The following is an 18,997-nucleotide window of genomic DNA, read 5'->3' as shown; positions in this document are numbered from 1 at the left end:
GCTCACCACCCCGCGAGGGCGACGACCTCCGCGGCGATCTCGGCCGGCGACCGCCCGTCGGTGCTCACCCGGTGCACACCCTCGCCCGCCGCGACCTCGAGCCGCGCGGCGGCCGCGTCCGAGCGGGTCACGTGCGCGTCGTACGACGCCCCGTGCTCGCGCCGCCCCAGGCGGTCGCGCGCGGTGGCGTCCGACGCCGTGAGCAGCACCGACGTCACGTGCGGCCGGTCGCCGACGGCGTCGGCCAGCGCGTGCGCCTCCAGCACGGACACCGTGTTGGTGTAGACCAGCCGCCGGTGACCCAGCGCCCGGTAGCGCCGCCACACGTCCGCGAGGTTCGCGGCCGCGACGCCGTGCTCCCACGGGGCGGGGTGCGCGAGGTCGAGCGCGTCGCCCTCGACGACGGCGTGCGGCACGTCCCGCGCGACGAGCAGGTCGTGGACCGCAGCCGCGACGGTCGACTTGCCGACGCCCGAGCGGCCGCCGATCAGCAGCACCGACGTGCGCTCGTCGGCGGCGCCCTGCCCGGCGAGCCGGGCCTCCAGCCGCGCCCGGGCGTGCGGCCACTCGTCGGCGAGGACCGAGAAGTACAGCGAGTCCTGCCGGGTGCCGTCGGCGGCGACGCGGTGCCCGCGCAGGCGCCCCTCGGGACGCGCCCCGAGCTTGGTGACGGCCGCGACGGACCGGGCGTTGCGGGCCTCGATGCGGTAGGCGACGCGCGCCACGCCCCACGCCTCGAACGCGTGGGACATCAGCAGCAGCTTGCACGCGGGGTTGACGTGGGTGCCCCACACCCGGGGGTCGTAGAAGGTGTGCCCGATCTCCAGGCGGCCCATCGCCAGGTCGACGTCGTAGAAGGACGTGGACCCGACGACCTCGCCGTCGACGAGCACGGCGAACCCGTACCGCCCGGGCGTCGACGACGCGGCGGCGACGACGGCGCGCACGTCCTCGACGCCCCGCGGCGTCGGGGAGGTCATGCCGGCCCACACCCGGTCGTCGACGAACCCGGCCAGCGCCTCGGCGTGCTCGTCCGTGAGCGGGACGAGCCGGACACCATGACCCTCGAGCATCAGATCGTGCAGCACGCGCCCATGGTCGCCGGTCCCCGCCCCCGCACGCCCCCGCGTCTCACGCGGCGGGTCCGGTCAGTCGTCGAGCGCCGGTCCGCAGGCGGCGGCCGCCGTCGCGGCCAGGTGGTCCAGGCCGCGCACCTCGATGAGCGGGCGGGTGTCGTCGACGACCGACCAGCAGCCGTCGACGACCTCGTACTCGGCCTGGGCGCCGCGGCGCAGCAGCGCGGCGAGCGCGTCGACGAGCCGGTCCACGTGCTCGGCCGTCGTGCCGACCCCGACGGACGCCCGGACGGCGCCGTGCGACGCCCCGAGGTGGGCGAGCAGCGGGTGGGCGCAGAAGCGGCCGTCACGCACCCCGATCCCGTGCTCGGCGGACAGGTACGCGGCGACCAGGCCCGGGTTGAGGTCCCCGACCGTGAACGTCACGACCCCGACCGGGTCCGCGGAGTCGGGCCAGATCCGCGCGACCCGCACGCCGTCGAGCGCCTCGAGCCCGGCGACGAGGCGCGTGCGCAGCGCCTGCTCGTGCTCCTCCAGCGCTCCCGCGGGCAGCGACGCGAGGGTGTCGCAGGCCTGCGCGAGCGCGATCGCGCCCAGCACGTTGGGCGACCCGGCCTCGTGCCGGGCCGGGGCGGGCTGCCAGACGGTCCGGTCGGTCCGCACGTCGCGCACCGCACCTCCCCCTGCGAGGTACGGCGTGCCCGTGTCGAGCCAGTCCCGGCGGCCCACGAGGGCCCCGGCCCCGAACGGCGCGTACGTCTTGTGCCCGGAGAAGGCGACGTAGTCGACGTCGGTGGAGGCGAGGGAGAACCCGCGGTGCGGCACGAGCTGGGCACCGTCCACGGCCACGCGCGTGCCCGCCGCGTGCGCGATCTCGACGACGCGGTCGAGCGGCAGCGCCTCGCCCGTGACGTTCGACGCGCCGGTGAGCGTGAGCAGCGCGTAGGGGCGCCGGGCGAGCTCGGCACGCAGCGCGTCGAGCGTCGCGGCGACGGTCGGCTCGAGCGGCAGGATCGTGGCGATGCGCCCCGTGCCGGCGTGCGCGCCGCCGCTGCGCTGGACCCACGGCAGCAGGTTCGCGTGGTGCTCGACGTCCAGGACCAGGACGGCCCCGCCAGGAGGCACGACGCCCGCGAGGAGGTTGAGGGAGTCCGTGGTGTTGCGGGTGATGACCGTGACGTCGTCGGGACGTGCCCCGACGAACCGTGCGATCGCGTCGCGCGACGCCTCGTAGAGCGCGGTGGACACCTGCGAGAGGTAGCCGGCGCCGCGGTGCACGGACGCGTAGAGGGGCAGCACCTCGGTGAGGCGGGCCGTGACGGCCTCGAGGGCGGGCGCGCTCGCCGCGCAGTCCAGGTTGGCGTACGTGCGGCTGGTGCCGTCGACGAGCGGCACGGTGGTCGACGCGCCCACGACGGGCAGCAGCGGCGCCTCGCCCGGGCGCGGCAGCGGGGCCGAGGTCGCGGTGCCCGTGACCTCGTCGGCACACGAGAACAGCTCGGTGATCGTGGTCATGGTGCTCCTCCGGGAACGGTCCGGGGACCCGTGAGGTCCCGCGCTTGCCGGCACCGAACGGTGCACGGCCTGGTCGTCACCCGGGGCACCCCACCGCGGAGGAGGGTTGCCGGCCAGCGAGCCGGGGCTTGACGCTGGCGCTCATGACCTGCGACGAGGATCGGGCGCGCGCCGCGTGCGTGTCAACGTGGCGGCTCATCATGCGAGACGCGGCGTCTCGCGCGACGGACTCCGGAGGGCTCGGGCGCGGACGTCGTCAGGCGACGTGCGGACGCCGCAGGTCGTGGAGCATGACGACGCTGCGGTAGGTCTTGCCCGGCCACTGCACGGTGTCCGCGTCGACGAACCCCCACCGGCGGTACATCTGCCGCAGGGCCGCCGCGGGCTCGGCGGTGTCGAGCCCCACGGACCGCATGCCGTGGGCGAGCGACCAGTCCCGCACCGTTCCCCAGAGCACCTTGGCCAGTCCCCGCCCCCGCGCGTCGGGGTGCACGGCGAGCTGGTTGAGCCACACGCGGTCCGGCTCCAGGGCCAGGCTGGTCAGCGCCCGGATGCCGCGCCCCGGCGGGCTGGTCGCCGTGATGGTCCCCAGCAGCTGCCCCGCCGGGCCGGTGAGCACCCACGACGCCCCGACCCCCAGGGTCCGGCTCGCGGTGGTGACCTCGTCCTGGGACGCGCCGGTGAAGTTCAGCCCGTCGGCCGCGAGGTCGGCGTACGCGTCGTGCAGCAGCAGCGTCAGCGCGGGCACGTCGGTGGCGGTCACGGGTCGCAGCACGAGGTCCTCGAGGGCATCCATCGACGACCAGCCTGGCACGCGGCCGGGTGCGACCGCACGGGCGCGGCCGATCTGAGACGGCCCGGACACCGGCGCCGGTCGTGGCGTAGCATCCTCGGCGACCATCCAGAGCGGCCGAGAGATCTGGCTCGACGACGCCGCAGCAACCCGCACGGGAGACCGTGGCCGAGGGTGCTACCGCCAGAGACGATGGGAGGACCATGAGCGTGCAGCCGCGCCCCGCCCCCGGGTACGCCGGGGACATCACGCCGACCCAGGCGTGGGACCTGCTGACCGAGCGCGACGACGCCGTGCTCGTCGACGTGCGCACCGACGCCGAGTGGCGCTACGTGGGCGTGCCGGACCTGCGCCGGCTCGGCCGTCAGGCGGCCCTCGTCGAGTGGGTCTCCTACCCCTCCGGGCAGCCCAACGCGCGGTTCGTCGAGCAGCTCGCCGCGACGGGCGTCACCCCGGGCGACGGTCGCCCCGTCGTCTTCCTGTGCCGCTCCGGACAGCGCTCGATCGGCGCCGCGCAGGCCGCGACCGCGGCCGGGTACGGCCCGGCGTACAACGTCCTCGACGGGTTCGAGGGCGCGACGGGCCCCGACGGCCACCGCGGTCACACGGGCTGGCGCGCCGACGGGCTGCCCTGGGTCCAGCCGTGAGCACGCCCGCGCCCGGCCCGGGCGACTGGGACGACCACCGGCTCGACCGCGCGGCCCTGCGACCCGACACCCTCGCGGTCCGCGGCGGCCTGGTGCGCAGCGGGTTCGGCGAGATGTCCGAGGCGGTGTACCTCACCCAGGGCTACACGTACGCGTCGGCCGCGCAGGCCGAGGCCGGGTTTGCCGGCGACGTCGACCGGTTCCTGTACTCGCGCTACGGCAACCCGACGGTCACGACGTTCGAGGAGCGGCTGCGCCTGCTCGAGGGCGCCGAGGCCTGCTACGCCACCGCGACGGGCATGTCCGCGGTCTTCACGGCGCTCGCGGCCCTCGTGCGCTCCGGCTCGCGCGTCGTCGCGGCGCGCGCGCTGTTCGGGTCCACGGTGGTGATCCTCGACGAGATCCTCGCCAAGTGGGGCGTCCGGACCGACTACGTCGACGGCCACGTGCCGGCGCAGTGGGAGCAGGCGCTCGCGACGCCCGCGGACGTCGTCTTCTTCGAGACGCCGTCCAACCCCATGCAGGACCTCGTCGACATCGCCGCGGTCAGCCGCCTCGCGCACGCCGCGGGCGCGACGGTCGTCGTCGACAACGTGTTCGCCACCCCGGTCTTCTCCCGCCCGCTCGAGCACGGCGCGGACGTCGTCGTGTACTCGGCGACCAAGCACATCGACGGGCAGGGCCGCGTGCTCGGCGGGGCGATCCTCGGCTCGTCGGACTACGTGCGCGGCCCCGTGCAGACCATGCTGCGCCACACCGGCCCGTCGCTGTCCCCGTTCAACGCGTGGGTCCTGCTCAAGGGCCTGGAGACGCTGAGCGTGCGGGTCCGCCACCAGGCGGCGTCCGCGCTCAGCCTGGCCCGGTGGCTGCAGGACCAGCCGGGCGTCGCGCAGGTGCGCTACCCCTACCTCGAGTCCCACCCGCAGCACGACCTCGCGCGCACCCAGCAGACCGGCGGCGGCACCGTCGTGACGTTCGACCTCGCGGTGCCGGGCGACGCGGGCCCGGGGGCCGCCAAGCAGGCCGCGTTCACGGTCCTCGACGCGCTGCGCGTCGTCGACATCTCCAACAACCTCGGCGACGCGAAGTCCATCGTCACGCACCCCGCGACGACGACGCACCGCAGGCTCGGCCTCGCCGGCCGGGCGGCCGTGGGGATCGGGGAGGCCACGGTCCGGCTCTCGGTCGGGCTCGAGGACGTCGAGGACCTGCGCGAGGACCTCGCGCAGGCGCTGGCGGCGCTGGACTCCTGACGCGGCGGGTCAGCCCGCCGGGACCAGGCCGACCGCGACCGCGGAGTCCGACGCGGCGACGACGCCCAGCTCGAGCGGCCCGCCGGGCACCTGGAACGGGTCGCTGTCCGCCATGGTCGTGCCGCCCTGGAACACCGGGGTGCACGGCGCCTGGTACTGCGTCAGGTCGCTGCCCGCCGCGCTGACGGTGATGGTCAGCGGCGCGCCGTCGGACGACGTGCAGGCCACCCGCAGCGTGTACGACCCGGCCGCGGCCTCGGCGACCTGCCCGGCCTCGGTCGCGCCCGCGGCGATCGTCGCGGCCAGCGCGGCCGGCCCACCGCCCGACGCCTCGAGAGCGCCGGTCTGGTCCTCGAGGGCCGGCAGCTCGGTGGAACCCCTGCCCTCCCCGGTGATGGGCGGGAGGGACAGGTTGTCCTCCGGCGCGTCCGCGTCCGCGTCGGGCGTCGTCGCCGCGTCGTCGGAGCACGCGGCGAGCGCGAGCAGGAGGAAGGGGGCCGCTGCGAGGCGTCGTCGGATCCGCATGGCCGGGACGGTAGCGCAGCGACCTGTGACCGCGTCACCCCCGTCCACCACAAGGGCGAACCGGGACGATCCGGGCACCGCCCTCACAGGTCGACGGACGCGTTCTCCCCGCCGTCGTACGCCTGCCCGGTGACCTTGGCCTTCACCAGGCTGATGACGGTCGCCAGCCGGCCGCCGGGGCTGTCCCAGTACTCGGCGCTCTGCGCCCGCAGCCGGATCAGCGCCAGGTCGGGGGTCGACGGCCCGTCCGGGAACCACGCCTCCGCGACGGGGCTCCACAGCTCGTCGATCTTCGCCCGGTCCCGCACGACCTCGGCCGTCCCGGCCAGCGACAGCCAGGACGACGACCCGGCGAAGGCGGCGTTGGCGGCGCTGCCCGCGCCGATCTCGGCGACCTTGTGGCTCGTGAGCGACGTGAAGAACCACAGGTCGCCGTCGAACTCGACGTCCTGGACGCCCATCGGGCGGCTCACCAGCGCACCGTCCGCGTCCACGGTCGTCAGCATCGCCACGTGGTGGTCGGCCAGCAGCTCGCGCACCTTGGCGACGGCCTCGGCGTGCGTCGGCTCGTCCTGCTCCTGCCACGTCGTGCTCGTCATGGTCGCTCCGTCCGTCGTCGTGGGCGGGTCACCCGCCCCGGCCACCCTAGGGACGGCCGGCGCCACCCGCACCCGGGCGGGCGCGCTCAGGCCACGACGGCCGACGCGTGCCGACGGGACTCCCCGACGAGCGCGAGAGCGACCGCGTCGACCCCGGTGCGCGCCGCGAGGGCGGCGGCGTCGGACGACAGCCGGTCGAGGGGCGCGACGAGCCACGTCGCCGACGGCGACCACGTCAGCGCCGCGAACGCCTCGGCGTAGGCGATCGCGGTGCGGCGCCGGGCGACGTCCGCGTCGTCGGCCGCGACGACCGCCTCGACCTCGAGGACGAGCCGGACGTCACGGCGGTCCCGCCCGACGGCCGCGACCTCGTCCTCCAGGACGCTGACCAGTGCGCGCACGGCCGCCTCGGTCGGCAGGGCGGCGGAGTGGACGACCCGCACGACGTCGGCGCGGGCGGCGGCGAGCGCGAGCGTCGTGGGGTCGAGGGCGTCCGCGTCGAGGAGGAACTCGACCGTGCCGGGCCGCGGGCGGCCGGCGACCTCGACGCGCGGCGCACCGCCGGGGGCGGACGTGGGACGGGGGTGGGAGGTCACGCGGGCGGGCGTGAGGACGTGCTGGGCCACGGGGTGTGTCCTCGGGTCGATCGGGGTGCGCAGCGAGGGCGGAGCCGCAGGCGCGCGGGGTCACTGGATCAGCGACAACACACCCGGGTCGAGGACATGGGCGACACCGTACCCGCCCGACCCGGCCGAGGACCAGCCCCCGGTGTCACGCCCCGAGGAGCTCGCGCAGCGTCCAGGCGTTGCGGACCGCGTTGCCGCCGCCGTCGTTGTTGAAGTACGCGACGACGTCGTGCCCGGTGCCGTCCCACTCGCGGATCCGGTCGGCCCACCACCGCAGGTCGTCGTCGGAGTACGAGCCGGCGTACAGGTGCTGGTGGTCGGGGCCGTGCAGCCGCACGTACACCAGGCGCGACGTCGCCCGCAGCACGCACGGCAGGCCCGCGCCCGACACCACGCAGGACGCCGCACCGTGCCGCGCGAGCAGGTCGAGCACCGCGTCGGTCTGCCACGACGGGTGCCGCAGCTCGACGGCGACCTGCACCCAGTCCGGCAGCGTCCCCAGGAACCAGTCGAGCCGGGCGTCGTCACGCTCCTGGTCCGGCCGCAGCTGCACCAGCAGCGCCTCGCGCCGGTCCCCCAGCTCGTGCCACGAGCGCGCGATGCGCTCGGCCCACACCTCCGGCCCGTACAGCCGCTTCGCGTGCGTCAGCCCGCGCGGCGCCTTCACCGACATCGTGAAGCCGTCGGGCAGGCGGCGACGCCACGACGCGAACGCCGCCTCCCGCGGCCAGCGGTAGAAGCTCGCGTTGAGCTCGACGGTGTCGAACGCCTCGACGTACCGGGCCAGCCGGTCCCGCGCGGGCAGGCCCGGCCGGTACAGCACACCGTCCCAGTGGTCGTAGGACCACCCCGACGTGCCGATGCGGATCGTCACCCCCGTACGGTCTCGCGGACGGCGGCGGTGCGCACCAGGACGGCGTCAGTCGCAGGGCACCGCGGACGGGCCGGTGTCGTGGGCGTACCACCACCGGGGGTCATGGTCGTCCAGCGCCGCGGCGAGGCAGAAGTCGTCCGCCGTGGCGCTGACGACGGTGACGTCGACGACGCCGTCGGGGGCGTACCCGTAGGCCTCCAGCAACTCGGCGTCCGTCGTGTACGTGAGCTCGTCCACCCAGGCGCGCTCCTGCGCTCCCGCCGCGAGGCGCAGGGCCGTCTCCACCGAGCGGGCCCGCTCCTGCCGGTACACGGGGATCGCGAGCGCCGCGAGCCCCCCGTTGACGACCACGACCAGCACGCAGAGGAGCACGATCAGCCAGCCCCGGCGCGGACGGGCCGCCGCGGTCGCCGGGGCGTCGCCCGTCGGCCACCACCGCGTGCCGTCCCACCACCAGGCGCCGTCGGGGCTGCGCGGCGCCGTCGGGTGCGGTCGCGGCGTGCTCGGCAGCGGGCCGGTCGGCCGCGGTGCACGCTGCGGTCTCGGGTTCATGAGGCGCTCCTCGTCGCGCACCGCGGGACGCGGCGTCGAGGAGGCATCGGCACGAGCGGCGCACGGCCTGAGGGCGAGCACGGAAGGACCGCTCAGCCCGGGCCCGTGAATTCCCCCGGCCCGTCCGTCGCGCGCACGGCGGAGCGTCAGGTCACAGGTCGCGCGCGAACCACAGGGACACGGGCAGCTCCACCCACGCGCCGGCGGGCGGCTCGACGGCCCGGTAGCCGAGGCGGCGGTACAGGGCGATCGCCTCGGGCTGGCGGATGCCGGTGTCCAGCACGACGCGGCGGGCGCCGTGGGTGCGGGCGTCCCCCTCGACGAGCGCGACGAGCCGCCGGGCCAGCCCGAGCCCGCGGGCGGACGGGGCGACGTAGAGCCGCTTGAGCTCGGCGTCGTCGGCGCGCCACCCGGTGGCCCGCCGGTGCGTGGCGCAGGCGACGGGTGCGCCCGCGCGCCGCACGAGGAACGTGGTGACGGCGTCGCGGCCGTGGGCGGCGTCCAGGCGCTCGAACCCGTCGGGCGCGGTGAACGCGTGCTCCGGGTAGAGGGGGGCGAGCTCGGTGACCATGTCGCGGCGCAGCGCGGACGCGTCCGGGTGGTCCCACGGGACGGCCTCGACGACGACGTCCGGCGCCGCGGCCGCGCGTGCCGCGCCGGCGGGCCCGACGACAGGGCTGCCGGCGGCTGCGCGCAGGTCCTTGGCGAAGCAGCGGGAGTCGGTCACGCCGACCCACTCGCCGTAGTTCTCGACGGGCCCGTACCCGGCCGCCAGGTACAGCCCGATCGCCTCCGGCTGGAGCACCCCGGTCTCCAGGACGAGCCGGTCGAGGCCGTGCTCGGCGGCGGCGTGCTCGAGCTCGGACAGCACCTGGCGGGACAGGCCACGACCACGGGCGTCCGGGCGCACGAACATGCGCTTGAGCTCGCCGGTGCCCGCCCCGAGCGTGGCGGACACGTCCCGCAGCGCACCGCACGCCACCGCGTCGTCGCCGAGCCGCAGCACCACCGTGGCGACGATCCCGTCGCCGGTGAGGGCGTGGCCCGTGTCGTCGTCGCCGTAGCGGGCGCGCAGCTCGACCTGCTGCGCGACGCGCAGCGCGGCCGCGGCTGGGTCGTCCCAGGCCACGCGCTCGACGCGCGGCTGCGGCCGCTCCGTCACCCGGGTCAGCCGACGAGGGCGTGCAGGACCGACGTGAAGAACCGCAGCCCGTCGGTCCCGGAGCGCGGACCGGCGGCGCCGTCGGGGCCGAACCCGGACTCGACCGCGTGCTCGGGGTGCGGCATGAGCCCCACGACGTTGCCCGCGGCGTTGCTCACGCCTGCGATGCCCCGGCGCGACCCGTTGGGGTTGGTCCCCTCGTAGCGGAACACGACGCGGCCCTCGCCCTCGAGCTCGTCGAGGGTGCGCTCGTCGGCGACGTACTGGCCGTCCTGGTTCTTCAGCGGGATCGTGATCCGCTCGCCGGCCGTGTACGCGTTGGTCCACGCGGTGCCGGCGTTCTCCACGACGAGGACCTGCTCGCGGCACACGAAGTGCAGGTGGTCGTTCTTGATCATCGACCCCGGCAGCAGGTGCGCCTCGGTGAGGACCTGGAAGCCGTTGCAGATCCCCAGCACGGGCAGCCCTTTGCCCGCGGCGTCGACGACCTCGCCCATGACGGGCGCGAACCGGCTGATCGCCCCGGCCCGCAGATAGTCGCCGTAGGAGAACCCGCCGGGCAGCACGACGGCGTCGACGCCCTGGAGGTCCGCGTCCGCGTGCCACAGCGCGACGGGCTCGCCGCCGGCCAGGCGCACGGCGCGTGCGGCGTCCCGGTCGTCGAGCGTCCCGGGGAACGTGACGACGCCGATCCGACCCATCAGGCCAGACCCTGCGACGCGACGGTCGCGGCGGCGTCGGCCTCGATGTCGGCGACGCGCACGACGTCCTCGATCACCGGGTTCGACAGCACCTGCTCGGCGGCGGCCGCGGCGGCCTCGAGGACCTCGGGCGTCACCGGCCCGTCCACCTCGAGCTCGAACCGCTTGCCCTGACGGACGGCGGTGAACTGGCCGAACCCGAGGCGCGGCAGCGCGTTGGCGACGGCCTTGCCCTGCGGGTCGAGGATCTCGGGCTTCGGCATGACGTCGACGACGACTCGTCCCACGGGTGCTCCCAGGTGTGCGCGACGGGGTTTCGCAGCAGATCCTACGGCGCGCCGCGACGCACCCCGCCGCCGTCCCACTCCCCGGGCCGCGCCCGCACCGCGGGCGGGCTCACAGGGCCGCGTGGGTCCAGGCGCCGGCGACGAGCGTGGCGGCGACCCGGGTGGACCGCACGGCACCCGGCGTGCCCGCGAGCGCGAGCGGGTCGTCGTCGAGCACCGCCAGGTCCGCCGGATCCCCGACGCGCAGTCCCAGCGGGCGCCCGTCGACGGACGAGGCGAGGGCCGTGACCGCGTCGACCGCCTGCTCGGGGTGCCACGGCAGGCGCTCGTCGCCGGTGCGCCACACGGCGGCGTCCAGCGCGAGCCACGGGTCCAGCGGCGCGACGGGCGCGTCGGACCCGAGGGCCAGCGGGACGCCCGCGGCGTGCAGGTCGGCCAGCGGGAAGGCGCGGTCCGTGCGGCCGGCCCAGTGCCGGTCGGCGACGTCGCGGTCGTCCGGCAGGTGGGCGGGCTGCACGCTGGCCGTCAGCCCCAGCTGCGCGAACCGCGCGACGTCGGCCACCGCGAGCAGCTGGGCGTGCTCGACCGAGCCGTGCGCACCGGTCGTCGCGAACGCGTCGAGGACCAGCGCGTTGGCCGCGTCGCCGATGGCGTGGACGGCGCAGCGCAGCCCGTGCGCGTGCGCGTGCCGCAGCAGCGGCACCAGCTCGTCCGCGGGCACGTTGAGCACGCCGTGCGCGAGGGCCCCCTCGACGCCCGGGTAGGGCGCGTGGCACCAGGCGGTGCGGGTGTTGAGCGAGCCGTCGACGATGACCTTGAGCGGCCCCTGCGTGACGCGCGGGCCCGCGACGCGGTCACCGCTGTGCAGGTCGTCGTGCACGACGCGCTCGAGGTACGCGGGCCACACGCCGGCGCGCACGCGCACGACCGGGTCACCCGTGGTCACCCGGCGGCGCCACACGGCCACGTTGTCGGCGATCTCCAGGTCGACGACGCCGACGACGCCCCGCGCGGCGGCGGCCCGCAGCGCGTCGGCCACGAGGGCGTCCTGCACGTCGTCGGGCACGTGGTCCAGCGCCCCCATGAGCGGCATCCACTCGGTCTCGCGCAGCACGCCCGTCGGGTGGTGCGCGACCCCGAACAGCCGCAGGCCCGCGGTCGACACCCACGCGCAGTGCAGGTCGCCGGAGACCAGCACCACCGGCACCTCGCCGGCGACCGCGTCGAGGACCGCCGCGGACGGCGCGTCGGGCCACGTGCCGTCCCGGAACCCGATGCCGACGAGCGGCCGGCCGGCGGGCGGCGGGTCGGTCCGCAGCCGCGCGGCCACGAGCGCGGCTGCCTGCGCGGCCGACGTCGCCCCGGACACGTCGAGCCGCCCGCGCGCGAGCGCCCACTGGGTGAGGTGGGTGTGCTGGTCCCACAGGCCGGGCACGACGAGCCGGCCGTCGAGGTCGACGACGTCGCCGTCCGGGGCGCCGTGCGCGCGGGGGCCGGAGGACGACGGCGCGACAGCGGCGAGCCGCCCGTCGCGCAGCACCAGGTCGACGGGGGCGTCCCGCCCGAGCAGGCGCGCGCGGTGCAGGACGAGGGGACGGGGGACGTCCACCGGGCCTCCGGAGGTGGGACGGGACGAGAACGTCTCGGGACACTACGCCGCCGGGCGCCGGGCCACCCGCGCACGCCGCGGTGCGTCGGTACGGTGGGTCACGTCCGGCAGTCCGCTCGTGGGCAGGGGTGGCACATGGGGTACGACCCGACGTTCCTGGGGCCGCAGGTCCCGCTGCCGGTGGCGGCGCAGGCGGTGCGCGAGCTGCCGGCCACGCACTTCACGGTCCTGCTGGACCCGGTGCGCCGGCTGGCGGCCGCCACCGCGGTCAACGTCGACGGCCGCTCGCTGCGCGACGTGCCGCGGGACGACGCCTGGTACCTCGACCCGCGCGTGCCCGCCGCCGATCAGACGGGCCCCGAGCTCTACGCGCGCAACGACCTCGACCGCGGGCACCTCGTGCGTCGGCGCGACCCGGTGTGGGGCGCACCGGGCGTCGCGGCCCAGGCCAACCGCGAGACGTTCGCCTACCCCAACGCGGCGCCGCAGGCGTCCGGCTTCAACCAGAGCCGCGCGCTGTGGCTGGGTCTCGAGGACCACGTGCTCGAGCACGCCCGCGTGCACCGCCTGCGCCTGTCGGTGCTGACGGGCCCTGTGCTCGCGGGCGACGACCCGCTCTATCGGGACGTCCTGCTGCCGCGCCGGTTCTGGAAGGTCGCCGCGTGGGCGCTCGACGCCGACCGGCTGGCCGCTGCGGCCTTCGTGCTCGACCAGACACCGCTGCTGCCCGCGACCGAGCTCGCGGCGCGCACCCACGCGGCAGCGGCCGCCGACGAGCCCCCGCCCCTGGGGCCGTTCCGCACGTTCCAGGTGCCGGTCGCGGACGTCGCCGAGCTCACGGGCCTCGACCTGGGGCCGCTGGCGGGGGCCGACGTCCTGGCCGTGACGGCGCCGCAGGCGATCGCGTGGCGCGAGCTGCACGCGCTGCCGGAGGTCGACCTCGGCACGTGACGCACGCCGGTACCCCGAGGCGCGCCGGGTCACAGGTCGGGCGTGCGCCCCGTGAGTCGCTCGAACGCCTCGATGTAGCGGGCCCGGGTGCGCTCGACCACGTCGGCCGGCAGCGGGGGCGGGGGCGTGTCGGACGCGCGGTCCCAGCCCGACGCCGACGACGTGAGCCAGTCACGGACGAACTGCTTGTCGAAGCTCGGCTGCGCGCGGCCGGGCTCCCAGCCGTCGACGGGCCAGAAGCGCGAGGAGTCGGGGGTGAGCACCTCGTCGCCCAGCGTCACCGCACCCGTCACGGGGTCGGTGCCGAACTCCAGCTTGGTGTCCGCGAGGATCACGCCACGCTCGCGCGCGACGCGCTCGGCCCGCGCGTACACGGCGAGCGTGAGGTCGCGCAGCGTCTCGGCCGTCTCGGGGCCGACGGTGTCGACGACCACGGAGAACCGCACGTTCTCGTCGTGCTCGCCCAGCTCGGCCTTGGTCGCGGGCGTGAAGACCGGCTCCGGCAGGCGCGACCCGTCGACGAGCCCGGCAGGCAGCGCGATGCCCGTGACCTCGCCGTTCTGGCGGTACTCCGCGAGACCGGACCCGGTGAGGTAGCCGCGGGCGACGCACTCGACCGGGAACATGTCGAGGCGCCGGCACACCATCGCGCGGCCCGCGACGGCGCCGGGCACGTCGGTCGACACGACGTGGTTCGGGACGAGGTCGGCGAGCTGCTCGAACCACCACAGGCTGAGCTGCGTGAGCACCACGCCCTTGCCGGGGACGCCCGGGGACAGCACGTGGTCGTACGCGGACACGCGGTCCGAGGCCACGACCAGGACGACGTCACCGTGCCGCTCCCGCAGCGCCACGCCCGCGGCGGACGCGTCCGGCTCATACAGGTCCCGGACCTTGCCGGAGTAGACGTGCCGCCAGCCGGGCAGCGTGAGGGCGGCGTCGCTCACGCCTGCACCTCGGTGCCCTCGCTGACGGCCAGCGCGATGTCCGTGCGGTGGTGGGAGCCGGCGAGGTTGACCTGGTCGACCGCGACGTAGGCCGCCCGCCGGGCCGCGGCGAGGGTCTCCCCCACGCCGACGACCGACAGGACCCGGCCGCCGTCGGACACGAGCAGCGGGTCGTTGAGCGGGTTCTCCGGGTCGTCCTCGGTGGTGCGCACCGCCGTGCCGGCGTGCAGCACGTGGACGCCGGGCACGGTGCCGGCGGCGTCGAGACCGGTGATCGGGTCGCCGGTGCGGACCTGGCCCGGGTAGCCGTGCGAGGCGACGACCACCGTGACGGCCGCGTCGGCGCGCCAGTGCAGCGGCTCGACCTGCGCGAGCCGGCCCTGCGCCGCGGCCAGCAGCACCCCCGCGAGCGGGGACGCGAGCCGCGCCAGCACGACCTGCGTCTCGGGGTCGCCGAACCGCGCGTTGAACTCCACGACCCGCACGCCGCGGCTCGTCAGCGCCAGGCCGCAGTAGAGGACCCCGATGAAGGGCGTGCCGCGACGGGCCATCTCGGCCACGGTCGGCCGCGCGACGGTCTCGACGACCTCGTCGACCAGCCCCTCGGGCGCCCACGGCAGCGGCGAGTACGCGCCCATGCCGCCGGTGTTGGCCCCCTGGTCGCCGTCGAGCGCCCGCTTGAAGTCCTGCGCGGGCACGAGCGGGACGACGTCGGTGCCGTCGCACAGCACGAACAGCGAGACCTCCGGGCCGTCGAGGTACTCCTCGACGACGACGCGGCCGCCCTCCTTGGCCAGGCACGCGCCCGCGTGCGCGAGCGCCGCGTCGCGGTCGTCGGTGACGACGACGCCCTTGCCCGCGGCGAGGCCGTCCTCCTTGACGACGTGCGGCGCGCCGAACTCATCGAGCGCGGCGGCGACCTCGTCGAGCGTGGTCGCGACGCGCGCGGCGGCCGTCGGCACCCCGGCAGCCGCCATGACCTCCTTGGCGAACGCCTTGGACCCCTCGAGCCGGGCGGCCTGCGCAGACGGCCCGAAGACGGGGATGCCGGCCGCCCGCACGGCGTCGGCGACACCGGCGACGAGCGGCGCCTCGGGACCGACGACGACCAGGCCGACGCCGAGCGACCGCGCGAGGTCAGCGACCGCCGCACCGTCGAGCGGGTCGACCGCGTGCAGCGTCGCGCGCTGCGCGATCCCCGGGTTGCCCGGGGCCGCGTGCACGCGGGTCACCGCCGGGTCGAGGGACAGCGTGCGGGCCAGGGCGTGCTCACGGGCACCGGTGCCGACGACGAGGATCTCCACGGCGCCCGACCCTACCGGCCGCGGCGGGCGCGGGCGTCCGGCGTCAGCGCGCCGCGGTGTCGGGCAGCGGGAGGACGTCCAGGTAGACGCGGACGCGTCGGCGCCCGTCGATGCCCGCCGCGCCGCTGCGCGCACCGAGGTCGTCGACGACGGCGGTGAGCCGCTCGATGAGCTCGGACGTCTCGTCCTCCGTGAGGTCGAGGGTGATGTTGGAGGCCATCTGCGCGCTCCAGTCGCCGTGGCGCTCCTCCAGCGCGGCGGCCCAGGCCGTCAGGGTCTGCGCGCGCTCCGCGATGACCGCCTGCAGCACGGCGCGTACCGCCGTCGCGGACGTGGGGTCCTCGAGCATGTCCAGCCGGTCCATGCGGAAGCCGACGGCGCGCCACCACCGTTCGCGTCCGCGCGAGCGGTCGGGGTCGTCCTCGACGAACCCGTGCTTCTCGAGCTGGCGCAGGTGGTAGCTGGTCTGGCCGCTCGACTCGCCGAGGCGCTGGCCGAGCATCGTGGCGGTGGCCGGGCCCTCGTTGCGCAGGGCGGAGTACATGGCCATGCGCAGCGGGTGGGCGAACGCCTTGAGCGCCTCGGGCTCGACGGCGCGCGTGTCCGCGGTCGGGGTCTTGTCATCCGTCATTCGCAGAGATACCTTTGCAGAGTTCTCTTTGCAGAGTTCCTCTGCAAAGCTCTCTCCCACCCTAACCCGACGTGAGGTCCCCATGGCCGCGCCCTCGGCACCGCCTGTCCCCCGCCCCGCGGCCCCCCGCCTCGGGCGCCGCTTCACCGCACTGCTCGCCGCCGCCGGGGCCGCGAACCTCGGCGACGGCGTGATCGCCGTCGGCGTGCCGCTCGTCGCCCTCGGCCTGACCCGCTCGCCCGAGCAGATCGCGCTGCTCTCGGCCGCGACGTGGCTGCCGTGGCTGCTGCTCGGCATCACCGCCGGCGTCCTCGTCGACCGCAGCGACCGCCGCCGCGTCCAGATGGTCGGCCTCGGGGCGCGTGCGCTCCTGCTGGCCGCAGGCGCCTGGCTGGCCGTCACCGGCGCCCTGACCCTGCCCGTGCTCGTCGGGCTCGTGCTCGCGTACGGCGTCACCGAGGTCGTCGTCGACCTGGGGTCGACCGCGATGATCCCCGACCTGGTCCCCCGCGAGCGCCTGCCCGCCGCCAACGGGCGCGTCGTGGCCGTCCAGCAGGTCGCCAACGCGTTCCTGGGCGCGCCCCTCGCCGGCGCGCTGCTCACGCTGGGCACCGGCTGGGTGCTCGGTGTGCCGGCCGCCCTGGCCGTCGCCGCGGTCGCGGTGCTGTGGCGCGGCGTCCCCGGGCGCTACCGGCACGCCCGGACCGACGCACCCTCACCCGGGCCCGACCCGACCTCCGGCGCCGGCGACGCGCCGGCGCCGGGCGCACCGCGGGCGTGGGCCGACGTGCGCGAGGGGCTGCGCTTCATCACCCGGCACCCCGTGCTGCGCCCGGTCGTCCTCACGGCCGCCGTGCTCAACATGGCCAGTGCCGCCTACTTCGCGGTCTTCGTGCTCTGGGTCGTCGGCCCCGGCTCCCGCGTCGGCATGACCGAGCAGACCTACCCGCTGCTCATGCTCGGCCTCGCCGCCGGGGCGGTGGCCGGCTCCGTGGCCGGCGAGGCCCTGGCCCGCCGGATCGGCGAGGTGCGGCTCATGGTCGGCTGCTGGGCCGTCTCGTTCTCGCTCCTCGTCGTCCCCGTGCTGGTGCCGCGGGTCCCGGCGCTGGTCGTCGTCCTCGTGCCGCTCGGTGCGCTCAGCACCGTCGGCAACGTCATCAGCGAGACCGTCCGCCAGCGACTCGTCCCGGCCCGCCTGCTGGGCCGCGTCGGCGGGGCGTCGCGCACGCTGGCCTACGGCCTCATGCCGCTGGGCGCCGTCACCGCCGGCGTGCTCGCGGGGCGCCACGGGCTGGCGCCGGTGCTCCTCGGGGCCGCGGCCCTGAGCGTGGCGGCCGTGGCCGCCGTCGGGACGGTGCTGCGGCAGCGCGACGTCGATGCCCACGAGCTGCCGCAGGAGTCCCCGGCCGCCTGACGCGGACGGACCCGCCCCCGACCGGGGGCGGGTCCGCACGACCGGGCCAGCAGTCCGCGATCAGACCAGGAGCTCGTGGCGGATGATCGTGGCCTCGCGGCCCGGACCGACGCCGACCGAGGAGATCCGCGTCCCGGACACGTCCTCCAGGTACTGCAGGTAGCGCTGCGCGGCCTTCGGCAGGTCGTCGAAGTCGCGGGCACCGGAGATGTCCTCGCTCCACCCGTCCAGGTACTCGTACACCGGACGCGCGTGGTGGAAGTCGCTCTGGTCGATCGGCATGTCCTCGACCCGCCGGCCGTCGACGTCGTACGCCACGCACACCGGGACCCGCTCCCGGCCCGTCAGCACGTCGAGCTTGGTGACGACGAGGTCCGTCAGGCCGTTGACCAGCGAGGCGTAGCGCACCACTACCGCGTCGTACCAGCCGGTGCGGCGCGGGCGGCCGGTCGTGGTGCCGAACTCCCCGCCCGTCTGCCGCAGCCACTCACCGTCCGCGTCGAGCAGCTCCGTCGGGAACGGGCCCTCACCGACGCGCGTCGTGTACGCCTTGGCGACCGCGACCACGCGGTCGATGCGCGTCGGCCCGACCCCGGAGCCGGTGCAGGCCCCGCCGGCGGTGCACGCGGACGACGTCACGAACGGGTACGTGCCGTGGTCGACGTCGAGCATCGTCGCCTGCCCGGCCTCGAACACCAGCGTGCGGCCCTCGTCCAGCGCGCGGTTGAGGTACTGCGGGGTGTCGGCGACGAAGGGGCGCAGCCGCTCCGCGTGGCGCAGCAAATCGTCGAGCGTCTCCTCCACCGTGATCGCACGCCGGTTGTAGACCTTGACCAGCAGGTGGTTCTTCTGGTCGAGGGCGCCCTCGACCTTCTGCCGCAGGATCCCCTCGTCGAACAGGTCCTGGACGCGGATCCCGATGCGGTTGATCTTGTCGGCGTACGTGGGGCCGATGCCGCGGCCCGTCGTGCCGATCTTGCGCTTGCCCAGGAAGCGCTCGGCCACCTTGTCCATCGTCCGGTTGTACGGCGCGATGACGTGGGCCGCCGACGACACCAGCAGCCGCGACGTGTCGACGCCGCGCGCCTCGAGCGCGTCGATCTCCTCGAACAGCACCTCGGTGTCGATGACGACACCGTTGGCGATCACCGGGACGACACCGGGCGTGAGGATCCCCGACGGCAGCAGGTGCAGGGCGTACTTCTCGCCCTCGATGACGACCGTGTGCCCCGCGTTGTTGCCGCCGTTGAACTTCACGACGACGTCCGTGCGGTCACCGAGCTGGTCGGTCGCCTTCCCCTTGCCCTCGTCGCCCCACTGCGCACCGAGCACCACGACGGCCGGCATGACGATCACCACTCCCAGGCTGCCTGCGGTGCGGCTCCGCCCGCAGACGGGCGCGAGCGGGCTCGCGGCGCGGGGGACCCGAGGACGCGCGGCAGTGACGCGTACCACCCGGAAGGGTACCGGAGCGCCGCCCGGGACCCCGCGGGCCGTCCACCGCGCGCGCCCGACGGCGTCGCCGCCCGGC

General features: G+C 76.0%; 20 protein-coding genes and 2 riboswitches. Of the genes, 4 read left to right on the top strand and 16 right to left on the bottom strand.

The annotated features are described in order from the left end of the window. Nucleotides 1–2 precede the first annotated feature (2 nt). The 3 genes from Cph01nite_RS19325 to Cph01nite_RS10320 form a co-directional block, all read right to left on the bottom strand. On the bottom strand, nt 3–1,088 hold the full coding sequence (locus Cph01nite_RS19325; RefSeq protein ID WP_308439436.1) for a GNAT family N-acetyltransferase: 1,086 nt from the start codon (nt 1,086–1,088) through the stop codon (nt 3–5). Nucleotides 1,089–1,148: 60 nt separating this feature from the next. Then, nucleotides 1,149–2,591, bottom strand: a complete 1,443-nt coding sequence (locus Cph01nite_RS10325) for an aminotransferase class V-fold PLP-dependent enzyme (RefSeq protein ID WP_203673861.1) — start codon at nt 2,589–2,591, stop codon at nt 1,149–1,151. Between the two features lie 35 nt (nt 2,592–2,626). Beyond that, a riboswitch (SAM riboswitch) is annotated at nt 2,627–2,740 on the bottom strand. Nucleotides 2,741–2,847: 107 nt separating this feature from the next. Beyond that, nucleotides 2,848–3,387 (bottom strand): GNAT family N-acetyltransferase, encoded by a 540-nt coding sequence (locus Cph01nite_RS10320; RefSeq protein ID WP_203673859.1) that lies wholly within the window; start codon nt 3,385–3,387, stop codon nt 2,848–2,850. A gap of 98 nt (nt 3,388–3,485) precedes the next feature. Further along, nucleotides 3,486–3,583, top strand: a riboswitch (SAM riboswitch). Between the two features lie 4 nt (nt 3,584–3,587). On the opposite strand from Cph01nite_RS10320, the gene Cph01nite_RS10315 reads away from it, so the two are divergent. Together Cph01nite_RS10315 and Cph01nite_RS10310 are read left to right on the top strand one after the other, a co-directional pair. Then, nucleotides 3,588–4,031, top strand: coding sequence for a rhodanese-like domain-containing protein (locus Cph01nite_RS10315; RefSeq protein ID WP_203673857.1), 444 nt, complete (start codon nt 3,588–3,590; stop codon nt 4,029–4,031). Continuing rightward, the gene (locus tag Cph01nite_RS10310; protein ID WP_203673855.1) at nt 4,028–5,284 is read left to right on the top strand and encodes an O-succinylhomoserine sulfhydrylase; all 1,257 of its coding nucleotides are present in this window, start codon (nt 4,028–4,030) and stop codon (nt 5,282–5,284) included. The genes Cph01nite_RS10315 and Cph01nite_RS10310 overlap by 4 nt, the downstream gene beginning before the upstream one ends. Nucleotides 5,285–5,293: 9 nt before the next feature. Here Cph01nite_RS10310 and Cph01nite_RS10305 read toward each other — a convergent pair whose 3' ends face one another. From Cph01nite_RS10305 to Cph01nite_RS10265, 9 genes are all read right to left on the bottom strand, one after another. Further along, entirely contained in the window at nt 5,294–5,809 is a 516-nt protein-coding gene (locus Cph01nite_RS10305; RefSeq protein WP_203673853.1) for a hypothetical protein, read from the bottom strand. An 83-nt stretch (nt 5,810–5,892) separates the two neighbouring features. After that, on the bottom strand, nt 5,893–6,408 hold the full coding sequence (locus Cph01nite_RS10300; protein WP_203673851.1) for a pyridoxamine 5'-phosphate oxidase family protein: 516 nt from the start codon (nt 6,406–6,408) through the stop codon (nt 5,893–5,895). A gap of 86 nt (nt 6,409–6,494) precedes the next feature. Further along, nucleotides 6,495–7,034, bottom strand: coding sequence for a hypothetical protein (locus Cph01nite_RS10295; protein WP_203673849.1), 540 nt, complete (start codon nt 7,032–7,034; stop codon nt 6,495–6,497). A gap of 145 nt (nt 7,035–7,179) precedes the next feature. Then, the gene (locus tag Cph01nite_RS10290; protein WP_203673847.1) at nt 7,180–7,908 is read right to left on the bottom strand and encodes a DUF72 domain-containing protein; all 729 of its coding nucleotides are present in this window, start codon (nt 7,906–7,908) and stop codon (nt 7,180–7,182) included. Between the two features lie 45 nt (nt 7,909–7,953). After that, nucleotides 7,954–8,460, bottom strand: a complete 507-nt coding sequence (locus Cph01nite_RS10285; protein ID WP_203673845.1) for a hypothetical protein — start codon at nt 8,458–8,460, stop codon at nt 7,954–7,956. A 151-nt stretch (nt 8,461–8,611) separates the two neighbouring features. Continuing rightward, nucleotides 8,612–9,622: a GNAT family N-acetyltransferase gene (locus tag Cph01nite_RS10280; RefSeq protein WP_203673843.1), complete on the bottom strand. Its 1,011-nt coding sequence runs from the start codon at nt 9,620–9,622 to the stop codon at nt 8,612–8,614. A gap of 5 nt (nt 9,623–9,627) precedes the next feature. Further along, the gene (gene purQ, locus Cph01nite_RS10275; RefSeq protein ID WP_203673841.1) at nt 9,628–10,323 is read right to left on the bottom strand and encodes a phosphoribosylformylglycinamidine synthase subunit PurQ; all 696 of its coding nucleotides are present in this window, start codon (nt 10,321–10,323) and stop codon (nt 9,628–9,630) included. Continuing rightward, complete coding sequence (gene purS, locus Cph01nite_RS10270) at nt 10,323–10,610, bottom strand: phosphoribosylformylglycinamidine synthase subunit PurS (RefSeq protein ID WP_013118169.1); 288 nt, start codon at nt 10,608–10,610, stop codon at nt 10,323–10,325. Before purS ends, purQ begins: the two co-directional genes overlap by 1 nt. Nucleotides 10,611–10,719: 109 nt before the next feature. Further along, entirely contained in the window at nt 10,720–12,219 is a 1,500-nt protein-coding gene (locus Cph01nite_RS10265) for an amidohydrolase (RefSeq protein WP_203673839.1), read from the bottom strand. A 135-nt stretch (nt 12,220–12,354) separates the two neighbouring features. On the opposite strand from Cph01nite_RS10265, the gene Cph01nite_RS10260 reads away from it, so the two are divergent. Then, nucleotides 12,355–13,170, top strand: a complete 816-nt coding sequence (locus Cph01nite_RS10260; protein WP_203673837.1) for a DNA/RNA non-specific endonuclease — start codon at nt 12,355–12,357, stop codon at nt 13,168–13,170. A gap of 29 nt (nt 13,171–13,199) precedes the next feature. On the opposite strand, the gene Cph01nite_RS10255 is transcribed toward Cph01nite_RS10260, so the two are convergent. Genes Cph01nite_RS10255 through Cph01nite_RS10245 form a run of 3 tightly spaced genes read right to left on the bottom strand, consistent with a single transcriptional unit; the run spans nt 13,200 to nt 16,052 of the window. Beyond that, nucleotides 13,200–14,117 carry a phosphoribosylaminoimidazolesuccinocarboxamide synthase gene (locus tag Cph01nite_RS10255; RefSeq protein ID WP_203673835.1) on the bottom strand — a complete coding sequence of 306 codons (918 nt, stop codon included), beginning with the start codon at nt 14,115–14,117 and terminating at the stop codon, nt 13,200–13,202. Next, a complete protein-coding gene (purD, locus tag Cph01nite_RS10250) occupies nt 14,114–15,421 on the bottom strand; it encodes a phosphoribosylamine--glycine ligase (RefSeq protein ID WP_203673833.1) in 1,308 nt (435 codons plus the stop codon). The genes Cph01nite_RS10255 and purD overlap by 4 nt, the downstream gene beginning before the upstream one ends. A 43-nt stretch (nt 15,422–15,464) precedes the next feature. Then, entirely contained in the window at nt 15,465–16,052 is a 588-nt protein-coding gene (locus Cph01nite_RS10245) for a winged helix-turn-helix domain-containing protein (RefSeq protein WP_203673831.1), read from the bottom strand. An 82-nt stretch (nt 16,053–16,134) separates the two neighbouring features. On the opposite strand from Cph01nite_RS10245, the gene Cph01nite_RS10240 reads away from it, so the two are divergent. Further along, the gene (locus Cph01nite_RS10240) at nt 16,135–17,466 is read left to right on the top strand and encodes an MFS transporter (protein ID WP_203673829.1); all 1,332 of its coding nucleotides are present in this window, start codon (nt 16,135–16,137) and stop codon (nt 17,464–17,466) included. Nucleotides 17,467–17,526: 60 nt separating this feature from the next. Here Cph01nite_RS10240 and Cph01nite_RS10235 read toward each other — a convergent pair whose 3' ends face one another. Further along, complete coding sequence (locus Cph01nite_RS10235; RefSeq protein ID WP_203673968.1) at nt 17,527–18,813, bottom strand: adenylosuccinate synthase; 1,287 nt, start codon at nt 18,811–18,813, stop codon at nt 17,527–17,529. Between the last annotated feature and the right edge of the window lie 184 nt (nt 18,814–18,997).

This window comes from Cellulomonas phragmiteti (assembly GCF_016862775.1).
Lineage (GTDB): Bacteria > Actinomycetota > Actinomycetes > Actinomycetales > Cellulomonadaceae > Cellulomonas > Cellulomonas phragmiteti.
Note: the sequence above shows the minus strand (reverse complement) of the source record. Positions and strands in the feature narration are given on the sequence as shown.